Source organism: Sphingomonas sp. 8AM (assembly GCF_902506455.1).
Lineage (GTDB): Bacteria > Pseudomonadota > Alphaproteobacteria > Sphingomonadales > Sphingomonadaceae > Sphingomonas.
The window spans coordinates 1-16,233 of sequence record NZ_LR733856.1 but is presented as its reverse complement, the minus strand read 5'-3'; the positions used below and the strand labels follow the sequence as shown (position 1 = coordinate 16,233).

The window sequence follows — 16,233 nt, the reverse complement described above, 5'->3', positions numbered from 1 at the left end:
GGCGGGTGGCGGGTGGCGTGGGTGCTGGCGCTGACCGCAATGATCCGCCAAATTGGCATGTAGGAGGCAGCCGATGTGCAACAGGTTCCGCATGACCGAGGCGCAAGCCGCGCTCGCCGCGCGCTACGGCATCACCGCACCTTTTCCGCCCGATCACACGATCCCGCCGCCCGAGCTGTTTCCCGAGAAGCCGGCATGGGTGGTCCGCGACGAAGATGGCGTGCGCGTGCCGGACATCATGGCGTGGGGCTTCCCCCACAAAGTGCCGGGCAAGCGGATCGACAAGGTAACTGGCAAGCCGGTCCTATTGAACAAGAGCGTGACCAACGTCCGCAATTACACCTCGCCCTTCTGGCGAGCGGCGCTGACGAACCCCGCGCGCCGATGCTTGGTGCCGTTTACCGCATTCAGCGAATACGGGCAGACGCGCGGCGGAGACGGCAAGCTACCGCTTCACTGGTTCGACGTACCCAGTCGATCGATCGTCAGCTTCGCCGGCGTGTGGCGCCCAGCGGAAGCGGGTGCGGTGTTCGCCTTCCTGACGACTGATCCGAATCCGTTGGTGGCCCCGATCCATCCAAAGGCGATGCCGGTGCTGCTGCACGAAGATGACGAAGAGGCTTGGCTGACCGCACCCCTTGATCAGGCGATCCAACTAGCCCGGCCATTTCCGTCACAGCTTATGCAGGTTAGTTAGCGGTTCGCGCGACACGATCCGGTGCGTAGAAGCATGATTGTCGAGAGGATGTAGAATGCAAGAGGGACTACTATCTGCGGACGAAGCCTTGGAGCGTGAGCATCGACCAGATGGTTTTGGGGAGTACTCTACTGCTTTCGTGTGCCCATTCCCGGATTGCAGGGTCTACGCGAACCATGATTGGGGCAAGCTTACCCATGCGACGGTAACAGTCGAAAACTTCGGCAGAGATAACCGCTACATGGAAGATCTGGACATTCGGTGCGCCAAATGCCTTTCCTGCCGTCGAGAGACGATTTGGATTGATCAGAAAATGGTTAGGCCCGCGAGCAGCGATGCGCCGGCGCGGGCTGCGGACATGCCGAGCGATATTCATGAAGAGTACGATGAGGCCGCCGCGATCTTCAATCTATCGCCGCGTGGCTCTGCCGCTTTGCTCCGGCTTGCCGTGCAAAAATTACTACCTATCCTTGGCGCCTCCAAACGGGATATCAACGATCAGATTGGCGAGCTTGTCGGGGCAGGGACCATCAGCAGGCGGGTGTCTGATGCGCTCGACACGTTGCGTGTTATCGGCAACGAGGCGGTTCACCCCGGCACGATTATTTTGAATGACGATCGAGCGACGGCTTTGGGGCTGTTCCGACTACTCAACTTCATTATCGAAAAAGCGATCACCGAGCCAAAACACGCGGATGATCTTTTTGCGAAGCTGCCGCAAGGCAAGAAGGACGGTATCGAGACTCGGAACGCTCACGCTACAAAGCAGAATAGCCAAGCCCTTCAGCCATAGCGCTGACATGATAAACCCATCTTTTTCCAACGGTTCCGCTTAAGAAGGAAAGTCATGGACCATTTTCCCGGAACTCTGTTCGTCACCAAGGTGCAAGCTGCGCTTGCTGAGGGCAAGCAGATCGTTGTCTATGCCCGCGGGATCGGCCATCCATTGGCGATCGACGGCGTCCAATTAGACGGTCCACTGGCAGTATTCTCGTCGCCAAACGGCGAGTGGATCATCCGGCTCGACGCCCTAATAGGCCTAAACGTCGCAACCCCTTACGATGTCGGGGCACTCGTCGGATAAGGGGATGTGAGCCGCCGTTTACGACCTACGCCGAAACGGTGCGGGGGCGGAAGCGGATCACCTCCTGCCCCAGCCGGTCATTCACCTCGAGAAACGCGGCCTGTATCGGCTCGATCTCCAGCTCGAAGAACATGGCGGTGGCATCCTTGGGGTTGCCGAATGCCGAGCCCTGCGCCGGCACGATCCCGAGCAGCTGCGGCGGCACGCGGTGCGCGGCCATGACGTCGGCCTGCGTCGCGTTCTTGATCCCGAGGAACTCGTCCTTCGCCCCCACCTCGGCGATCGGGATGATCTTGATCGAGCCATCCTTGCCGTTTGGGGCGTGCACGAACATGTTGCGGAAATTGCCCGGTCCCTTCGACGCCTTCATCGCCGCCTTGATGGCGTCGGTGTCCTTCACGTCGATATCGCCGGTGGCGTAGAGGATGTACCCGGCATGGCTGCCGTTCAGGTAATAGCGGCGCCGGAACAGCGTCGCGGCCTCGTTGAGCAGCGCGGCCTGAAGCGCCGACAAATATTCCGGGACGCCGTACAGCTCCTGATTGACGTCCGGCATGGCGAGGTGAACCACGCCGGGCGCGAGCTGCGTCGCATCCTTCACGCCCGGCACCCACCAGTAGTCGCCGTCGACCAGTCCGCGGCGCGTATAGCGCGCCATGGCGTGCCGCAGCGCCAGCGTGTTGCCCAGCACCCCGCGCACCGGCTCCAGATAGCCGTTCCCGAAAACGATATAGTCCTGCACCGCCTTCTTGAAGGTGGCGCGGTCGATCAGCGACGTCGGGTCAAGCGACGCGGCGACGAGATTGACCTTGAGCAGAATCGCCGAGCTGTGGTGCGGCGAGACCCGGAACGCGCGCGCCAGCCCGTCGAGCGGCAAGGGCGGCTCGTACCAGCGGTCGTTGTGGTAGCATTCGAGCAGGTCGATCCACTGCCGGCGATCCAGCACCGGCTCCGGGTCGCCAAATGCGAAGCTCTCGACGTGCCCACCCGCCGCGGCGGTCGTCGGCACGTTCGCCCCAGCGTCGATCGCCGAAGACGATGCCACCGCCGTCTCCATCCGCGACATCCGCCGCGCCTTGCCCTTCGCCACCGAATATCTCCACAGTCATGCCCGGCCGGCGTTGCCCGTCCAGCGGCTCGTTGATGAAAATGTGCATCGCTGCCCATGCGAGATCGGCGTGGCCGACATCCTCGCTGCGCGATGCCTTGAACGTGATCGCGCGGCCGGACCCGGTCAGCGCCTTCTTGATCGACAGGAAGCTCGATTGCAGGTCGATCCACCCGCCGTCGAACTCGACCCGCTGGCGAGCGAAGGTGTGCTGCGCCTTCATGACCATCGACGCCTTGGTCTCCAGCGAATATTCGATGGCGACGACGCCGCGCATCTTGTCGCGCAGCAGCTGGTAGACCGCCGCACCGACGCCCTTCTTGTCGATGCCGAGGTAGGTGCAATTGTAGCGACCGAGACGTGCCAGGACGAAATCGGCCTGCGTCTGGAAGTCGCCCTTGATCTGGTGACGCTCCAGCAGCCGGAACTTGCCCTCCGGCCCGGTCGGCGGCAGCGCGATCACCAGCGCGGCATTGTCGCCGTCCGTGCCGCCCTCGGCCGGGTCATAGCCCGCCCAGACCTCGCGGTTACCGACCGGCCGCGCCGCCAGCAGGTCGACGTCGCGCCAATCCTCGATCACGCTGACGGTTGCGCGTTGCAGCTCGTTGAACTTGAACGCCGACAGGCTGTCGTCGACGAACTGGCACATGAGCAGGTTGGCGAACTCGTCAGGCGCATATTCGACGCGCAGCTCGTCGACGTCGAACAGGTCGCAGCCGCGCGCCGCGGCATCCTCGATCGTGACGATCTGGCGCCAAACCTTGTCCTCGCACAGCACGCCGGCGGCGAGCCGGGCGTGGCTGACGTCAATCTCGACCCGGTCGGCCTTCTTGACCCGGCGGTTACGGCGCTCGCCCGTCCAGTAGGGATGCGCCTGATGCGCGACGCTCGACGGCGTCGAGAAGTAGGTCCGCCGCCAGCGCTTGTGCATCGCCATCGCGCTGGCGACCTTGTTCAGCTCCTCGAAACCATAGGTCCAGAAGAACTCGTCGAAGTAGAAATTCCCGTGATAGCCCTGCGCGGTGCGCGCGTTGGTGCCGAGGAAGATCAGCTCGGCCGCGGGCTCGCCGTCCGGAATCGTGTCGGCCGACAGGACGATCGGGTCACCCTGCAGCTTTACCCCGACGCGCGCGGCGAACTGGATGATGTAGCCGCGGAAGATATGCGCCTGCGCCTTGGAGGCGGACAGGAAGATCTGGTTGCCGCCGCCCCGCAGCGCATCGAGCAGCGCCTCGCGGGCGAAATACCATGTCGCGCCGATCTGGCGCGACTTCAGGATCATGCGGGTGCGCTGATCCTTCGCTGCCCACCAGTCTTCCTGATAGCCGAACAGCTCCTTTTCGAAGATGGCTTCGAGCTGCTCGACCTGCTCGGTCGTGAAATGGTTCTTGCTGCCCGGCTTCTTCTTCTCGCCGGCATTGCGGTTGGCGACCCTCTCGTTGAGATCGCCGGCGTTCCCGCCGGGTGCCTCGTAGCGCCGCACGCGCGCAGCCGAGACAACCTGCCGCATCAGCAGGTCGATTTCCTTATGGTCGCCGCCGGTCTTCTGCTCTTTCGCGATCAGAGTGTTGAGCCGGCATTCCAGCGCGTCCTCGATCTTGGACAGCGAGGGCGCCTCGTCCCATTTGTCGCGCTGTTTCCACGCCTCGACAGTCGGGCGCTTCAATCCCAGCTCGTCGGCGATCTGGGTGACGCCCCAGCCGCGCCAGTACAGGCTGCGCGCCTGCCGCTTCGCGTCGACCGGGATCGGGAACGCGGAGGCAGGGAGCGGCATTCCTGTATCGGGTGGCAGCTTTTCCATGGCGCGGGACCGTAGCCACGCCTGTTCCCCGAACCCGACGCCTGTTGCCTGTGGAATAGCCATTCCACAGGCACGCGCGCTGGCAATCACGCCCGGCTTTCCGCTTCTTCGCCGTCATCGAACGCGCCGCCCGCCCGGCGCTGTCATGCGAACCGAGGAACCGCGCCGCCATGAAGAGCCAGTATTTCCGTTGCTTCGTCGCCGGTAGCACGATCAGCGACGGCCGGACGATCACCCCGGAGATGATCGACCAGATCGTCGAGACGTTCAACGCCGAGACCTACACGCCGCGCATCAACGTCGAGCACATGAAGGGCTATAGCCCGGAGCCGCCGTTCAATGGCTATGGCAGCGTCATCGGCGTCAAGGCGCAGGATGACGAGATCACGATCGACGGCAAGGCCGAGAAGCGCCGCGCCCTCTATGCGCAGGTCGACGGCAACGCCCAGCTGGTGAAGCTCGCCAAGGCCGACCAGAAGCCGTTCCCCTCGGTCGAGCTGACCCCCAGCTATGCCGGCATCGACAAGATCGGCCTGATCGGCCTCGCCTTCACCGACAGCCCGGCGTCGATCGCGACGCAGCGCCTCCAGTTCTCGCGCAACGCGCCCGGCTCGTTCCACGCGCACGGTGCCGACGCGGTCGCGCTGGAGTTCGAGGCGGCACCGGCCGACCCCGCTGGGATCGCCGATGCGATCAAGACGGGCTTCGCGGGCATCGCGGCGCTGTTCTCGCGTGGCGAGCCGGACAAAAAGGAAGAGCCCAAGCAGAAGCCTGAGGCCGCGAACGACAATTTTGCGGCGTTCGCCACCGCGATCGGCGACCAGATGGCGACGCAGCTCGCCGCGGCGATGCAGCCGGTGATCGATGCGCAGGCCAAGTTCCGCAGCGACTTCGACGCGCTCAACGCCAAGCTCGCGAAGACGCCCGACACGAACTTCAGCCGGACCCCGGCCACCGGCGGCAGCGGCGCGGTCCTGACCGACTGCTGATCGCCGTCACCCACCACCCTCGCCCGACCGTCGCCCCAAGGCACGCCGCACGGCCTGCCGCACAGGAACTCGCCCAATGCGCAACCCCACCCGTGTCGTCTACAACACCATGCTCAGCCAGATCGCGACGCTCAACGGCGTCGACGCGTCGGTCGTGCAGGGCGAAAAGCAGTTCGCCGTCGCACCCACGGTCGAGCAGAAGCTGGAAGAGGTGATCCAGCAGTCGAGCGACTTCCTCGGCAAGATCAACATCATCCCGGTGCAGCAGCAGGAAGGCGCCAAGGTCGGCCTCGGCGTGACCCGCCCGATCGCCAGCCGCACCCTGACCAACAGCGGCACCGGTGTGCGCCGTCGCCCGATCGACCCCACCGACACGCTCGACAAGGGCCGCTACTTCTGCGCCCAGACCAACTCCGACACCGCGATCAAGTACGCGAAGCTCGATCAGTGGGCGCACAAGCCCGAGTTCCAGACGCTGTTCCGCGACACGATCGTCAAGCAGCAGGGCCGCGACCGGATCATGATCGGCTGGAACGGCGTCTCGCGCGCCGACACCACCGATATCGCGGCGAACCCGCTGTTGCAGGACGTCAATCACGGCTGGCTCTACAAGATCCGCAACTTTGCGCCGGCGCGTCACCTCGCGGGCGGCATCCTGACCAAGGAAACGCGCAACGCGCAGGGTGTCGTCACCGCGGCCGGCAAGATCTACGTCGCGGCCGGCACGCCGGGCACCGACGTCGATTACGTGAACCTCGACGCGCTGGTCTATGACGCGATCGAGATCATGGACGAATGGCACCGCGACGACACCGACATCGTCGTGATCGTCGGCCGCGATCTGGTGCAGGACCGCTTCCTGAACGTCATCAACGCCGCCGGCGACAAGGCGACCGAGATGGAGGCGCGCAACCGCATCCTGACGCTGCCCAAGCAGATCGGCGGCAAGCTGGCGGTCATGGTGCCGTTCTTCCCGGCCAACGCGCTGCTGGTGACCAGCCTCGATAACCTGTCGATCTACGTACAGGAGGGCACGCGCCGCCGACAGATCAAGGACGCACCCGAATATGACGAGGTGCAGGACTTCCAGTCGGTGAACGAGAGCTACGTGGTCGAAGACTACGGTCGCTGCGCGTTCGTCGAGAACATCGTCCAGACGAAGAAGCCGTAACCGGCTCCGTCCCCCGAACAGCCCGCTTTCCACAGGACACGCGCATGAGCCTTGCTCGTCGACATCGGGAATATATCACTTCCCTCACCGCCGCGTCCGCTCCTGCCATGGAAAGCGGACTGGCTCCCGCCGCGGCGTCCGACGTCGCGGCGGGGCAAGCCCCCATCCCCGCCGGCGGCATCAGCACCGCCGCGCACACGATCAACCTGCGTATGCAGCACGATCTGCGCCGGCTGAAGGACATCAAGTCGGTCGCCAACCGGGTCGCCGTCAAGCACACCATGATCGGCGAGTACCGGGCATGGTGCGACGGCCTGCTCGAAGCCGGCCACAGTGCCGATCGCGGCGCGCTCGCGCCCACCGGCGCCGACGAGGTGCTGCCCACCATCATGGTCTGGGCGATCGATATCGGTGATTGGTCCCGCGCGCTGGAGCTGGCCGGACACGTCCTGCGCCACGACGTAGCGCTGCCCGCCCGCTACAAGCGCGATCCTGCCACGCTGATCGTCGAGGAAGTCGCCGAAGCCGCGATGAAGGTACAGGCCGGCGGCAATGCCTTCCCGCTCGACGTGCTGGAACAGGTCGAGGCGCTCGTCGCCGGCGTCGACATGCACGACGAGGTGCGCGCCAAGCTGCTGAAGGCGATCGGTACCGAGCTGGCGCGCGGCGTCGATAGCGCCAGCGCCGACGATGCCCGCCGCCTTGCCATGGACGCCATTGCCCAGCTGAGTGCCGCGCAGGCGCTGCATGACCGCGTCGGCGTGAAGACGCAGATCCGCGCGCTGGAGAAGACCCTTTCCGCGCTTCCGGCGCCAACGCCGGCCCGACCGCTTCAGGAACTGGAGCGCGCCGTGGGCGCCCTTCAGTCCGCAACCGATACCGCCGGCGACAAGCCGGCGGACTGACCTCGCCTCCCGGCGCTCGGGGGCGAATCGCGTGAGGCGGGAGACCTTCGGGTCGCAGGGCCGCCCTCAACCCGGTTCCCACCCCCGAAACTATCAGGAACCTGCCATGTTCGCCGACCTCGTCGCCATCATCCTGCTGATCCTCACCGTTGCCTTTCTCGGCGTCGGGGCAGCGCTGGCGTTCGTCGGCACGATCGGCGCGGCGATCGCCATCGCCGCCGAGCGCCAAGCCGACATCGAAGTGCCGGCGCGCATCGGCTTTGCCGTCATCGCGCTGCTCGGCCTCCTGATCTTCGTGCTGGCGACCATCGCCTTCATCCCGCAGCTGCCGTGAGCGCGCCGCTGATCATCCCGGCCTTTGCGACCAACGCCTGCGACGCCCCCGTCACACCCGCCCAGCCCGCTCCCGAGCCGGTCGCGCATGACAGCTGGTTTCCCGGCGTCGACCTGACGGCACTGCGTGCGCAAGCCCGGCTGCGCGACTCCGTGACCCCGGATCGACTGCGCGAGGCGGTGCTGTCCGCGCTGATCTGGGTCGGCGACCAGCTGGTTGACTGGCAGGCCGCGCAGATCGCTGCCGGCCACGCGACGCTTGCCGACGTTCCGGCCACCACGATCATGGGCGAGAGCCGCAAGCTGATCCTCTACCGGCAGGCCGTCACCTCCTGGACGAAAGCGCTGGTGGTGGAACGCTACCGCGACACCGATCTGACCGGCGCCGGCGACCGGCGTGCCGTGGATCTCGACCCTTCCGTGGGCGAGCTGCGTCGCGACGCCATCCACGCGATCCGCGCCCTGCTCGGGCGCACGCGCACCGACGTCGAGCTGATCTGATGGCTGACACTGTCACTGCGCGCGCCGGGGACACGCTCGACGAGCTGGTCTGGCGCACCTGCGCGCTTGGCCCCGCCGATCTGCCCGGCGTGATCGCGCTCAACCCCGGCATCGCCAACGCCGGCCCGGTGCTGCCCGCCGGCACGATCGTCACGGTGCCGCCCGCGCCGACCGCCCCGGCAACGCCCACCCGCGACCTCATCCAGCTCTGGGACTGACCATGAAGCATCTGATCCACGAGGCCGCTCTTGCCACCAGCGCCTTTGTCGCCGGGCTGATCCCGTCCGCGCTCGGCGCGGCGGTGAGCCTCGCCTACGAAGCCGGCCTGACGTGGCGCCAGCGCTTCGTCCAGCTGTCGGTCGGCGTCTGCGTCTCCTATTTCGTCGGCGGCGCGATCCACAGCATCACCGACTGGAGCGCGTTCGTGCTTCAGGCGATCCAGTTCGTCACCGGCATGATCGCCTACAAGGCGACGCCGCGGATCACGCACGCGCTGGTCGAGCGCGTCGCCGAGATCCCGGCCGCGCTGATCGACCGCTTCCTGCCGCGCGGGGATCGCTCGTGAAGGCGCCCGCCATTCGCACCGGCGCGCAGCTCGCCGCCCTGCCGCCCGCGACCTACGATCGCGCCAAGCTCGTCGCCGAGCTGGTGCGCGACGAGGGCGAGCGCTTGCGGGTCTACCGCTGCACTGAAGGCAAGCGGACGATCGGCGTCGGCCGCAACCTCGACGCGATCGGCATCACGCCCGCCGAGCAGCGCGCGCTGGGGCTCACGGTCGGGATCTGCGTGCTGACCGGGATCACGCCGGCACAGTCGCGCGCGCTGCTCGCCAACGACATCGACGCGGCCGAGCGCGCGCTGGATCGCCGCTGGGCGTGGTGGCGCGGGCTGAACCCCGCCCGCCAGCGAGTGCTGCTCAACATGTGCTTCAACATGGGGCCCGCCCGGCTTGCCACCTTCGTGCAGGCGCTCGCGCGCATGGAGGAAGGCGAGTTCGGCCGGGCTGCCATGGCGATGCTCGCCTCCAAATGGGCGACGCAGGTCGGGGACCGCTCAATCCGCCTCGCCACGATGATGCGCACCGGAAGGGATTCCGCATGAAGCTCTCGCCCCACTTCACGCTGGCCGAGATGACCGCCAGCGCCACGGCTGCCCGCATCGGCGACAGCAACCAGCCGCAGCTCGCCGCGCACGTCGACGCGCTGAAGCTGCTGTGCCTGAAGGTGCTGGAGCCGGTCCGCGCGCATTTCGGACGCCCGGTGCGCATCAACAGCGGCTTCCGCTCGGCAAAGACCAATGCCGCGGTCGGCTCGTCGTCGACCAGCCAGCACCGGCGCGGCGAGGCGGCGGATATCGAGATTGACGGCGTGTCGAACGCGGATCTCGCCGCGTGGATCGCCGGCCATGTCGAGTTCGATCAGCTGATCCTTGAGGCGCACCGCGCCGGCGACCCGAACAGCGGCTGGGTGCACGTCTCCTACGCGGTCGGCCGCAACCGCCGGCAGGTGCTGACGATGACGATCGGCACGCATGGGCCGGTCTACGCCGCCGGCCTGCCCGACTGATAGGGGTGAAGATGCTCAAGAACCTGCTGCGCGGGCTAACCGCCAAGCTGCGCGCCGAGATGGCGTTCATCGTCCTGCTCGCGGTCGCGGGCGCGGGAGCATGGCTCTACGTGCAGCTGCGCAGCGTCACCGCCGACCGCGACGACCTGCTGCGCCGCGCCGAGCTGATCTGTGCCAGCGCCGGCGGGGATTTCACCGCGGGCAAGCTGAAGCGCGGCGAGGCATGCCGCCTGAAGATCGCCGGGCTCGCTGACTTTAAGGCGCGCACCGACCAGATCACGGCCGAGACGCTCGCCAAGGCGCTCGCCGATCACGACGCCCGCCAGCTCACCGACAACAACGCCGCGCGCCGCGCGGCCGAGGCGGCGCGCGACGCCGCGCACCGCATGGAGATCGCCGATGCCGAAGCCGAACGCCGCAACCTTGTTGATCGTGAGTGGACTGCTGCTGTCAACGGTGTTGCCGGGCTGCGCGCGCCCCCACGCTGAGCTGGTCGAGAAGCCGGTGCCCGTCGCTGTCCCTTTGAAGATCACGCCGCCGGCCGAGCTGCTCACCTGTGCCGAGCGCCCGGACGGGCTGCCCGAAGATCCGCAGCTCGTCGCCCAGATGCCGACCCGCCTGCGCGCCGGCGTGATCCGTCTCGCCCGCGCCTTTGCGACCGCCGCCGGCCGGCTCGACCGGCTGATCGACTGGAATGCGCCGGGCACCTGCGCCCCTGCCGGGGAGCGCTGAGCGATGGCGGTATCCACCATCGAGCGGCGACGTGCTGCGCTCTTTGCCGCACTGGCGGCGGACGGCCGCGGCACGCTGATCGCTGACCGCGTCTCCTATCTGGCCAGCACCGCGGCCGGCGGGTTGGTCGCGACGCTTACACAGGCGTTCGGCGCGGGCACCACCTTCGAGCTGATCGGCGCGGCGCCGGCGCAGCTCGCGCTGGCATCCGGGGGCCGGATCGTCGCCGGTACCGGTGCCGCCACGGTCGGCTCGAAATACGAGATCAAGGTGCGCGCGACCTCGGCTGACGGCCGACGCGACACCACCGAAACGCTGACCTTCATCGCTGGCTTCGCGGCGGCAAGCGACGTCCCGGCGAATGCGCTGCTCAGCGCGATCGACGGCCAGCCCCTCATCAGCGCGATCGACGGCCAAATCCTGACGGGAGTGAATTGAACATGGGTACCCTGAACAAGGCCGAGCTGCTCGCGGGCGGTATGATGACCGCGCTGGCCGAAGGCGGCTTCTACCCCGGCAACCTGAGCCTCAGCCTTATCGGCGTGGGCACGGGCGACAGCCGCAACGCGCAGGTGGCGCCGACCGTCAATCTGCCGGAGGCGAAGACCGCGCGCTCGCCGCTTAACTGGGCGCTGGCATTGACCGGGCAGCGCGCGCGGGTCTGCTTTGTCGGCGGCATCAGCGGCGCGCAGATCCCCGTCTACACCGGGTCGGACTGCCCTGATCCGCGCTATCCGGGTCGCAATAACCTCGAGGCGATGCTCGCGAGCCCGGCAGGCATCATCTACTTCGACGGGCAGATCGCAAACGACATCGGCGCGGTGGCGAACAACGCCGATGAGGCGACGCGGAACGCCGCGGCCGACGCCATCTGGGGCAGGCTCTTCGCGATGTTCGAGGCGGTGCGCAAGGCGGGCAAGCGCATCATCTATGTCGCCGAGACCGGCTCGCCGCTCCTCACTGCCCCGCAGGTGGCGGTGATGGTGCGTGTGTTGCAGCGCGCACGGACGTACCTCGCGCGCATCCCGTGGGGCGCGTACATCGAGACCGCCGACCTCGTTTACAACCTCACCGGCGGCACGGCGCAGAACCCGCTTTCGAAGAAGACCAACCCGGCCGTCAGCGACGGCGGGCCGCACTGGACCAGCTACGGCGCGCACCTCGTCGGTGAGCGTATCGCGCCGGTCCTCATGGCATGGTGCCCGCCGAACCCGAAGCTGGTGCGCAGCGCCTTCGAGACGTGGGCGAATGGGGCGGTGCAGATGAACCAATCGCCGCTCGGCACGGTGCTTGGCGCCCAACCTGCGGACACCAACTGGCTGACCTTCAACACGCCGCTGCCGCTCGGTATGACCGCGGTGCGGGGCTTGAACGACGCCAACAACACCGGTGAAGCGAAGGCCACCATCGGCCTCGTCGACGACCCGCGCGGGTTCGGCAAGGCATTGAGCGTCGCCGCCACCTTCACTGCGGCTGCCGAGTATATCCAGTTCGATATGGTCTGGGATCCGCTGTTACTGACGACGCTGCGCGCCGGCGACCGGGTCAGCGGCGGTTTCGCTTGCAGCGTTGCAGCGGGCAGCAGCGGTGCGACGGCACCTTGGGGCTACACCCGCCTGCGCGTCGACGGGGCGGATCTGACGAGCTTCGACATGTTCAACTACGGAAGCAGCAGCGCTGGGGCGGACTATACCACCGCCTATGCCTATGAGAGCATGACGGGGCCGATCACTGTACCGGACGGCTTCGCCGCCATCACGCAGGGATTCCAGCGCATCCGGCTCAGCGCCAGCGGTGCCGGCTCGCAGACGGCACTGCTCAGCCGCTTCACCGGCGTCCGCGAGTTCGCGGATCAGGTCACGCGGTACAACTAGGAGCGCCGGCACCATGACGAAGATCGACAGCCTGCGCGACCTCCTGCTTCGTGCGGTCCCCTCGCTCCGGGCCAATCCGGAGACGCTGTCGATCTTCGTCGACCGCGGGCGCGTGGCGGCGCGCGCCGGCGCCACCATGTCTTTCGAGTACCGCTACACCGCCAACCTCGTCGCGCAGGACTTCGCCGGCAGCCCCGACGAGATCATCGTGCCGGTGCTGGCGTGGATTTCGCGCCATCAGCCCGAGCTGATGGCCAAGCCGAACGGTGAGCCGATCGCCTTCGAGGCCGAGCTGCTCGACGCCGACACCAGCGACCTGTCGCTGACGATCGAGCTGAGCGAGCGCGTGAAGGTCGAGGTTCTGCCCAACGGTGACCGCAGCATCACCCACGTCAGCGATGACGCCGACACCTTCGACCGTTTCGATGGCCTGTGCGGCGTGAACCTGTGGCAGCTCTACCTCAACAACGAGCTGTCGGCCGAGTCCGCGAGCCAGCCGCGGCCATGAGCGACGGGCTGGACGAGATCGAGCGGCTGGCGCGATCCTGCCTGCGCAGCGTGGGCGCGTCCGAACGACGCCAGATCCTGCGCGGGCTCGCGCGTGACATCCGCCAGTCGCAATCCGACCGCATCGCTGCCCAGCGCGAGCCGGACGGCAGTGCCTTTGCGCCCCGCAAGCCGCGCGAGGCCGAGCAGGGTGGCGGCTATACCGTCAAGTTTCTCTACCCGAAGGGCGCAGCCGAGCCGCGGCTGGTCATCATGAAGAGCTGGGTTCGGCAAGGTCCGCTGCTCACCGGCTTCGATAGCGAGGCCGGCGCGATCCGCAGCTTCTTCTGGGACAAGGTTGCGCAGTGGTTGCCCGTCGAGGGCAACGAGCGGGTGCGCAGTGGCAAGCTGCGCCGGCGCGGCGCGATCAAGTCGAAGGCGATGTTCCGCCGGCTACGTACCGCCCGCTACCTGAAGAACGGTGCGACCGCAGACGAGGCGTGGGTCGGCTGGATGGGCGGTGCGTCGACGATCGCCAGCATCCATCAGGAGGGCGGAAGCGACCGCCCGGCCAAAAAGGGCAAGGCGGTCCGATATGCCCGCCGCATTCTACTGGGGCTCACCGCCGCCGAGCGTAGCATGCTCGTCGACCGACTACTCAATCACACCATGACGTCGTGAATAGCCTTGTTGTAGCGAGCCTTGAACGGGATGCTCACTTGTCACTTCGCCGCAGGTGCCTATGCTCAAAGGATCGCACGGGAGAGATTGATGGCGAAGCGGCAGCGCATGCGTTATCCAACAGCCTCGTATCACTATTTGGTGAAGCGCACACGCGGCGCACCTGATAGTGACGAGGTGGGGTTTACTGAAGCAGAGTTCAAAAGGTTAGTAACCCGCCTCCACGACATAACCCCCATTGATTTCGAAAACGAGGAAGAAATTCGCCGCATCAAAGTGGGCGAAAATATACCCTTGTTAGCTATAACAAAGATATCGGATACTAGATATTTCGGTCGCTACGAAGGCGCATATTACGGCCAAGAATACAGAAACACGAAATTTGGCACGATTGATGCCGACAGCCTGAACCTTCGTACATTTCACTACATCGTCGACCTCCGACGTGACGGACGAATTGTACTTGGCACCCAGTACCTCGGCAATTACGGCGACTACGAAGGACTGAACTACTTTTTGAGTAAGATTCTTCAGTCGCAAGAATTTGTAGTCAGAAGTAAGTCTTTCACGAGCCTGAGGTATGAACTGGGCGCTGGCACGCCGGTCGAACTGAAAGTCACCCTTCGTCGAAAAGGTGCCAAGGCCGGCAGCGCCAGTCTTTTTTCGAAGACGGGCGTTTTTGCTGTGAAAAGAACGGAGTACGGAGAAGGCTTTGATTCGGACGTTGCCGGCTTAGCTCCCAAAATTAAAGGCTCCCTCGAGGATCGCAAGGCGGCTATCGCGCAAGTCATCTCACAGGGCGACATTATGAGCGTTGATGAGGATGACATCGCCGGTTGCACCGTGCTAATGCGGCAGGACAATCACAGCTATACTGTTTACCTTCTTGGAGAAAACTCTTCTTCTACACGGTTTCCAATATCGGTTCAGGTGCCCAAGAATGGACTTCTAGATTACGATCGCGTTTGCACAGAAATGACAAGATTGCTCGACGAAATTGTAACGCCCGGATTACGATAGTGCCTGCAAAGCACGCCCTTGATATCGCAAAGGCAAACTATGCGACCTACTATAACGAACAGGCAGACAAGCCTGAGGCGCATGGTAGACGACTATTCGTGCAACTATCCCTGTCCTTAATCACAGCTAGCACTCTGAGATCTTTATCTGACGACTGTATCTCGGTTACCGTCACAGCACTATCCATCCTGCTGGGTTTCGCGTTTTCTTCTGTATTTTCCGCAAATGCCTCCGCAGTACGGGATCTACCCGATCCGAAGTTCCCCGAGGATTTTGATGAAATTGGCTTGATTTTCAAGCTATCCAGCTACTTTAGAACGAATGTAAGCTATTTTGTCCCGATATCCCTCGCTTGCATATTCTTATTACTACTTCAGATGCTTGAATTAAGTTTTCCAGCGCTTTTAAGTTGCGCATTTCACAGCTACGAAAGCTTTGCACAAGTTAGAGACGGCATCTATCTGGCGATTAACAAGCTCCTTCTTACAACATCGATCTTTCTATTTTTAGAAGTGAGCTACACTTTTTACAGGATGTGCTTCACCGCTCTTGCGTTGCTTAGGATCAAAGATCATTACCTTGCAGAACGGACTGGTCACCAAACCAAATAGAGCCTGTCTCACCTATCAGAATCGATTGAGTTCCCGATCTAAAATTTTCTAATTTGCCGATCAGCCTTGCGCATGCCTGTGGAAACCTATTTCCACAGGAGGCCGAGCTGGCTTATAAGCGCAAGCGCGCCACCAGATTGCGCAATGGCCGACATTGCCACCTTCACCGCCGTCGATCTCTCCCGCCTCCCTGCGCCCAGCGTCGTGGAGCCGCTGAGCTATGAGCAGATCTATGCCGAGATGCTCGCGCGCCTGAAGGCGTTGCTGCCGACGTTCGACGCGAGCGTTGAAAGCGACCCCGCCGTGAAGCTCCTACAGGTCTGCGCGTATCGCGAGTTCCTGCTGCGGGCCCGCGTGAATGACGCCGCACGCGCAGTGATGCCGGCGTTCGCAATCGGCGCGGATCTCGATCAGCTCGCCGCGCTGGTCGGCATCGCCCGGCTCCTGATCGACGCTGGCGACGCTTCGCGCGGGATCGCTCCAACCTACGAGAGCGATGACGAATTTCGCCGGCGTCTCGTGCTGGCGCCGGAAGGCTATTCGGTGGCTGACGTGCTCCCCAAAGCTCCTCCAGTCATAACTGGAGTCCGGGGTTGTCATGGTGCCCGTCGGGGCGGTGTTGCACAACCCGCTTGGCAGCATCGGCGGGCGTCAGCCCGCCAACACCACTATGCG

At 64.9% G+C, this 16,233-nt stretch carries 22 protein-coding genes and 1 pseudogene; 21 read left to right on the top strand and 2 right to left on the bottom strand.

The genetic code is table 11. The annotated features are described in order from the left end of the window. Positions 1-73: 73 nt before the first annotated feature. From BACI71_RS17775 to BACI71_RS17765, 3 genes are read left to right on the top strand one after another with little or no spacing between them, the layout of a single operon-like run. A complete protein-coding gene (locus BACI71_RS17775) occupies positions 74-697 on the top strand; it encodes an SOS response-associated peptidase (protein ID WP_159761548.1) in 624 nt (207 codons plus the stop codon). Between the two features lie 55 nt (positions 698-752). Then, complete coding sequence (locus tag BACI71_RS17770) at positions 753-1,490, top strand: DUF4145 domain-containing protein (RefSeq protein WP_201297526.1); 738 nt, start codon at positions 753-755, stop codon at positions 1,488-1,490. Positions 1,491-1,544: 54 nt separating this feature from the next. Further along, positions 1,545-1,781: a hypothetical protein gene (locus BACI71_RS17765; RefSeq protein ID WP_159761546.1), complete on the top strand. Its 237-nt coding sequence runs from the start codon at positions 1,545-1,547 to the stop codon at positions 1,779-1,781. A gap of 25 nt (positions 1,782-1,806) precedes the next feature. Here BACI71_RS17765 and BACI71_RS17760 read toward each other — a convergent pair whose 3' ends face one another. Together BACI71_RS17760 and BACI71_RS17755 are read right to left on the bottom strand one after the other, a co-directional pair. Further along, positions 1,807-2,658 (bottom strand): phage portal protein, encoded by an 852-nt coding sequence (locus tag BACI71_RS17760; RefSeq protein ID WP_328804100.1) that lies wholly within the window; start codon positions 2,656-2,658, stop codon positions 1,807-1,809. Beyond that, positions 2,564-4,690 (bottom strand): terminase large subunit domain-containing protein, encoded by a 2,127-nt coding sequence (locus BACI71_RS17755; RefSeq protein WP_443018515.1) that lies wholly within the window; start codon positions 4,688-4,690, stop codon positions 2,564-2,566. The genes BACI71_RS17760 and BACI71_RS17755 overlap by 95 nt, the downstream gene beginning before the upstream one ends. Before the next feature lie 170 nt (positions 4,691-4,860). Between BACI71_RS17755 and BACI71_RS17750 the strand changes: the two genes are divergently transcribed. The 18 genes and pseudogenes from BACI71_RS17750 to BACI71_RS17665 all read left to right on the top strand — a co-directional run. Beyond that, the gene (locus tag BACI71_RS17750; RefSeq protein ID WP_159761542.1) at positions 4,861-5,679 is read left to right on the top strand and encodes a GPO family capsid scaffolding protein; all 819 of its coding nucleotides are present in this window, start codon (positions 4,861-4,863) and stop codon (positions 5,677-5,679) included. A 76-nt stretch (positions 5,680-5,755) separates the two neighbouring features. Beyond that, positions 5,756-6,850 carry a phage major capsid protein, P2 family gene (locus tag BACI71_RS17745; RefSeq protein ID WP_159761540.1) on the top strand — a complete coding sequence of 365 codons (1,095 nt, stop codon included), beginning with the start codon at positions 5,756-5,758 and terminating at the stop codon, positions 6,848-6,850. Positions 6,851-6,894: 44 nt separating this feature from the next. Next, the gene (gene gpM, locus BACI71_RS17740) at positions 6,895-7,755 is read left to right on the top strand and encodes a phage terminase small subunit (RefSeq protein WP_159761538.1); all 861 of its coding nucleotides are present in this window, start codon (positions 6,895-6,897) and stop codon (positions 7,753-7,755) included. A gap of 106 nt (positions 7,756-7,861) precedes the next feature. Then, positions 7,862-8,089 carry a hypothetical protein gene (locus BACI71_RS17735; RefSeq protein WP_159761536.1) on the top strand — a complete coding sequence of 76 codons (228 nt, stop codon included), beginning with the start codon at positions 7,862-7,864 and terminating at the stop codon, positions 8,087-8,089. Beyond that, complete coding sequence (locus tag BACI71_RS17730; protein WP_236553108.1) at positions 8,086-8,589, top strand: head completion/stabilization protein; 504 nt, start codon at positions 8,086-8,088, stop codon at positions 8,587-8,589. The genes BACI71_RS17735 and BACI71_RS17730 overlap by 4 nt, the downstream gene beginning before the upstream one ends. Beyond that, positions 8,589-8,807, top strand: coding sequence for a tail protein X (locus tag BACI71_RS17725; RefSeq protein WP_159761534.1), 219 nt, complete (start codon positions 8,589-8,591; stop codon positions 8,805-8,807). Before BACI71_RS17730 ends, BACI71_RS17725 begins: the two co-directional genes overlap by 1 nt. 2 nt (positions 8,808-8,809) lie before the next feature. After that, the gene (locus BACI71_RS17720) at positions 8,810-9,154 is read left to right on the top strand and encodes a hypothetical protein (protein WP_159761532.1); all 345 of its coding nucleotides are present in this window, start codon (positions 8,810-8,812) and stop codon (positions 9,152-9,154) included. Beyond that, positions 9,151-9,690 carry a glycoside hydrolase family protein gene (locus BACI71_RS17715; protein WP_236553107.1) on the top strand — a complete coding sequence of 180 codons (540 nt, stop codon included), beginning with the start codon at positions 9,151-9,153 and terminating at the stop codon, positions 9,688-9,690. Before BACI71_RS17720 ends, BACI71_RS17715 begins: the two co-directional genes overlap by 4 nt. Beyond that, a complete protein-coding gene (locus BACI71_RS17710; RefSeq protein WP_159761530.1) occupies positions 9,687-10,154 on the top strand; it encodes a D-Ala-D-Ala carboxypeptidase family metallohydrolase in 468 nt (155 codons plus the stop codon). Before BACI71_RS17715 ends, BACI71_RS17710 begins: the two co-directional genes overlap by 4 nt. Positions 10,155-10,165: 11 nt before the next feature. Beyond that, positions 10,166-10,642, top strand: coding sequence for a hypothetical protein (locus tag BACI71_RS17705; protein WP_159761528.1), 477 nt, complete (start codon positions 10,166-10,168; stop codon positions 10,640-10,642). A gap of 16 nt (positions 10,643-10,658) precedes the next feature. Continuing rightward, positions 10,659-10,886, top strand: a complete 228-nt coding sequence (locus BACI71_RS17700) for a hypothetical protein (protein WP_236553106.1) — start codon at positions 10,659-10,661, stop codon at positions 10,884-10,886. A gap of 3 nt (positions 10,887-10,889) precedes the next feature. After that, the gene (locus tag BACI71_RS17695; RefSeq protein ID WP_159761526.1) at positions 10,890-11,324 is read left to right on the top strand and encodes a hypothetical protein; all 435 of its coding nucleotides are present in this window, start codon (positions 10,890-10,892) and stop codon (positions 11,322-11,324) included. Between the two features lie 44 nt (positions 11,325-11,368). After that, positions 11,369-12,760, top strand: a complete 1,392-nt coding sequence (locus BACI71_RS17690; RefSeq protein ID WP_159761524.1) for a hypothetical protein — start codon at positions 11,369-11,371, stop codon at positions 12,758-12,760. 13 nt (positions 12,761-12,773) lie between these two features. Continuing rightward, the gene (locus tag BACI71_RS17685) at positions 12,774-13,268 is read left to right on the top strand and encodes a phage tail protein (protein WP_159761522.1); all 495 of its coding nucleotides are present in this window, start codon (positions 12,774-12,776) and stop codon (positions 13,266-13,268) included. Beyond that, positions 13,265-13,927 (top strand): phage virion morphogenesis protein, encoded by a 663-nt coding sequence (locus BACI71_RS17680; RefSeq protein WP_159761520.1) that lies wholly within the window; start codon positions 13,265-13,267, stop codon positions 13,925-13,927. Before BACI71_RS17685 ends, BACI71_RS17680 begins: the two co-directional genes overlap by 4 nt. Positions 13,928-14,017: 90 nt before the next feature. Beyond that, the gene (locus tag BACI71_RS17675) at positions 14,018-14,947 is read left to right on the top strand and encodes a hypothetical protein (RefSeq protein ID WP_159761519.1); all 930 of its coding nucleotides are present in this window, start codon (positions 14,018-14,020) and stop codon (positions 14,945-14,947) included. Beyond that, on the top strand, positions 14,947-15,558 hold the full coding sequence (locus tag BACI71_RS17670; protein WP_159761518.1) for a hypothetical protein: 612 nt from the start codon (positions 14,947-14,949) through the stop codon (positions 15,556-15,558). The genes BACI71_RS17675 and BACI71_RS17670 overlap by 1 nt, the downstream gene beginning before the upstream one ends. A gap of 144 nt (positions 15,559-15,702) precedes the next feature. Next, positions 15,703-16,233: pseudogene (locus BACI71_RS17665) on the top strand (hypothetical protein); the annotation flags it as partial.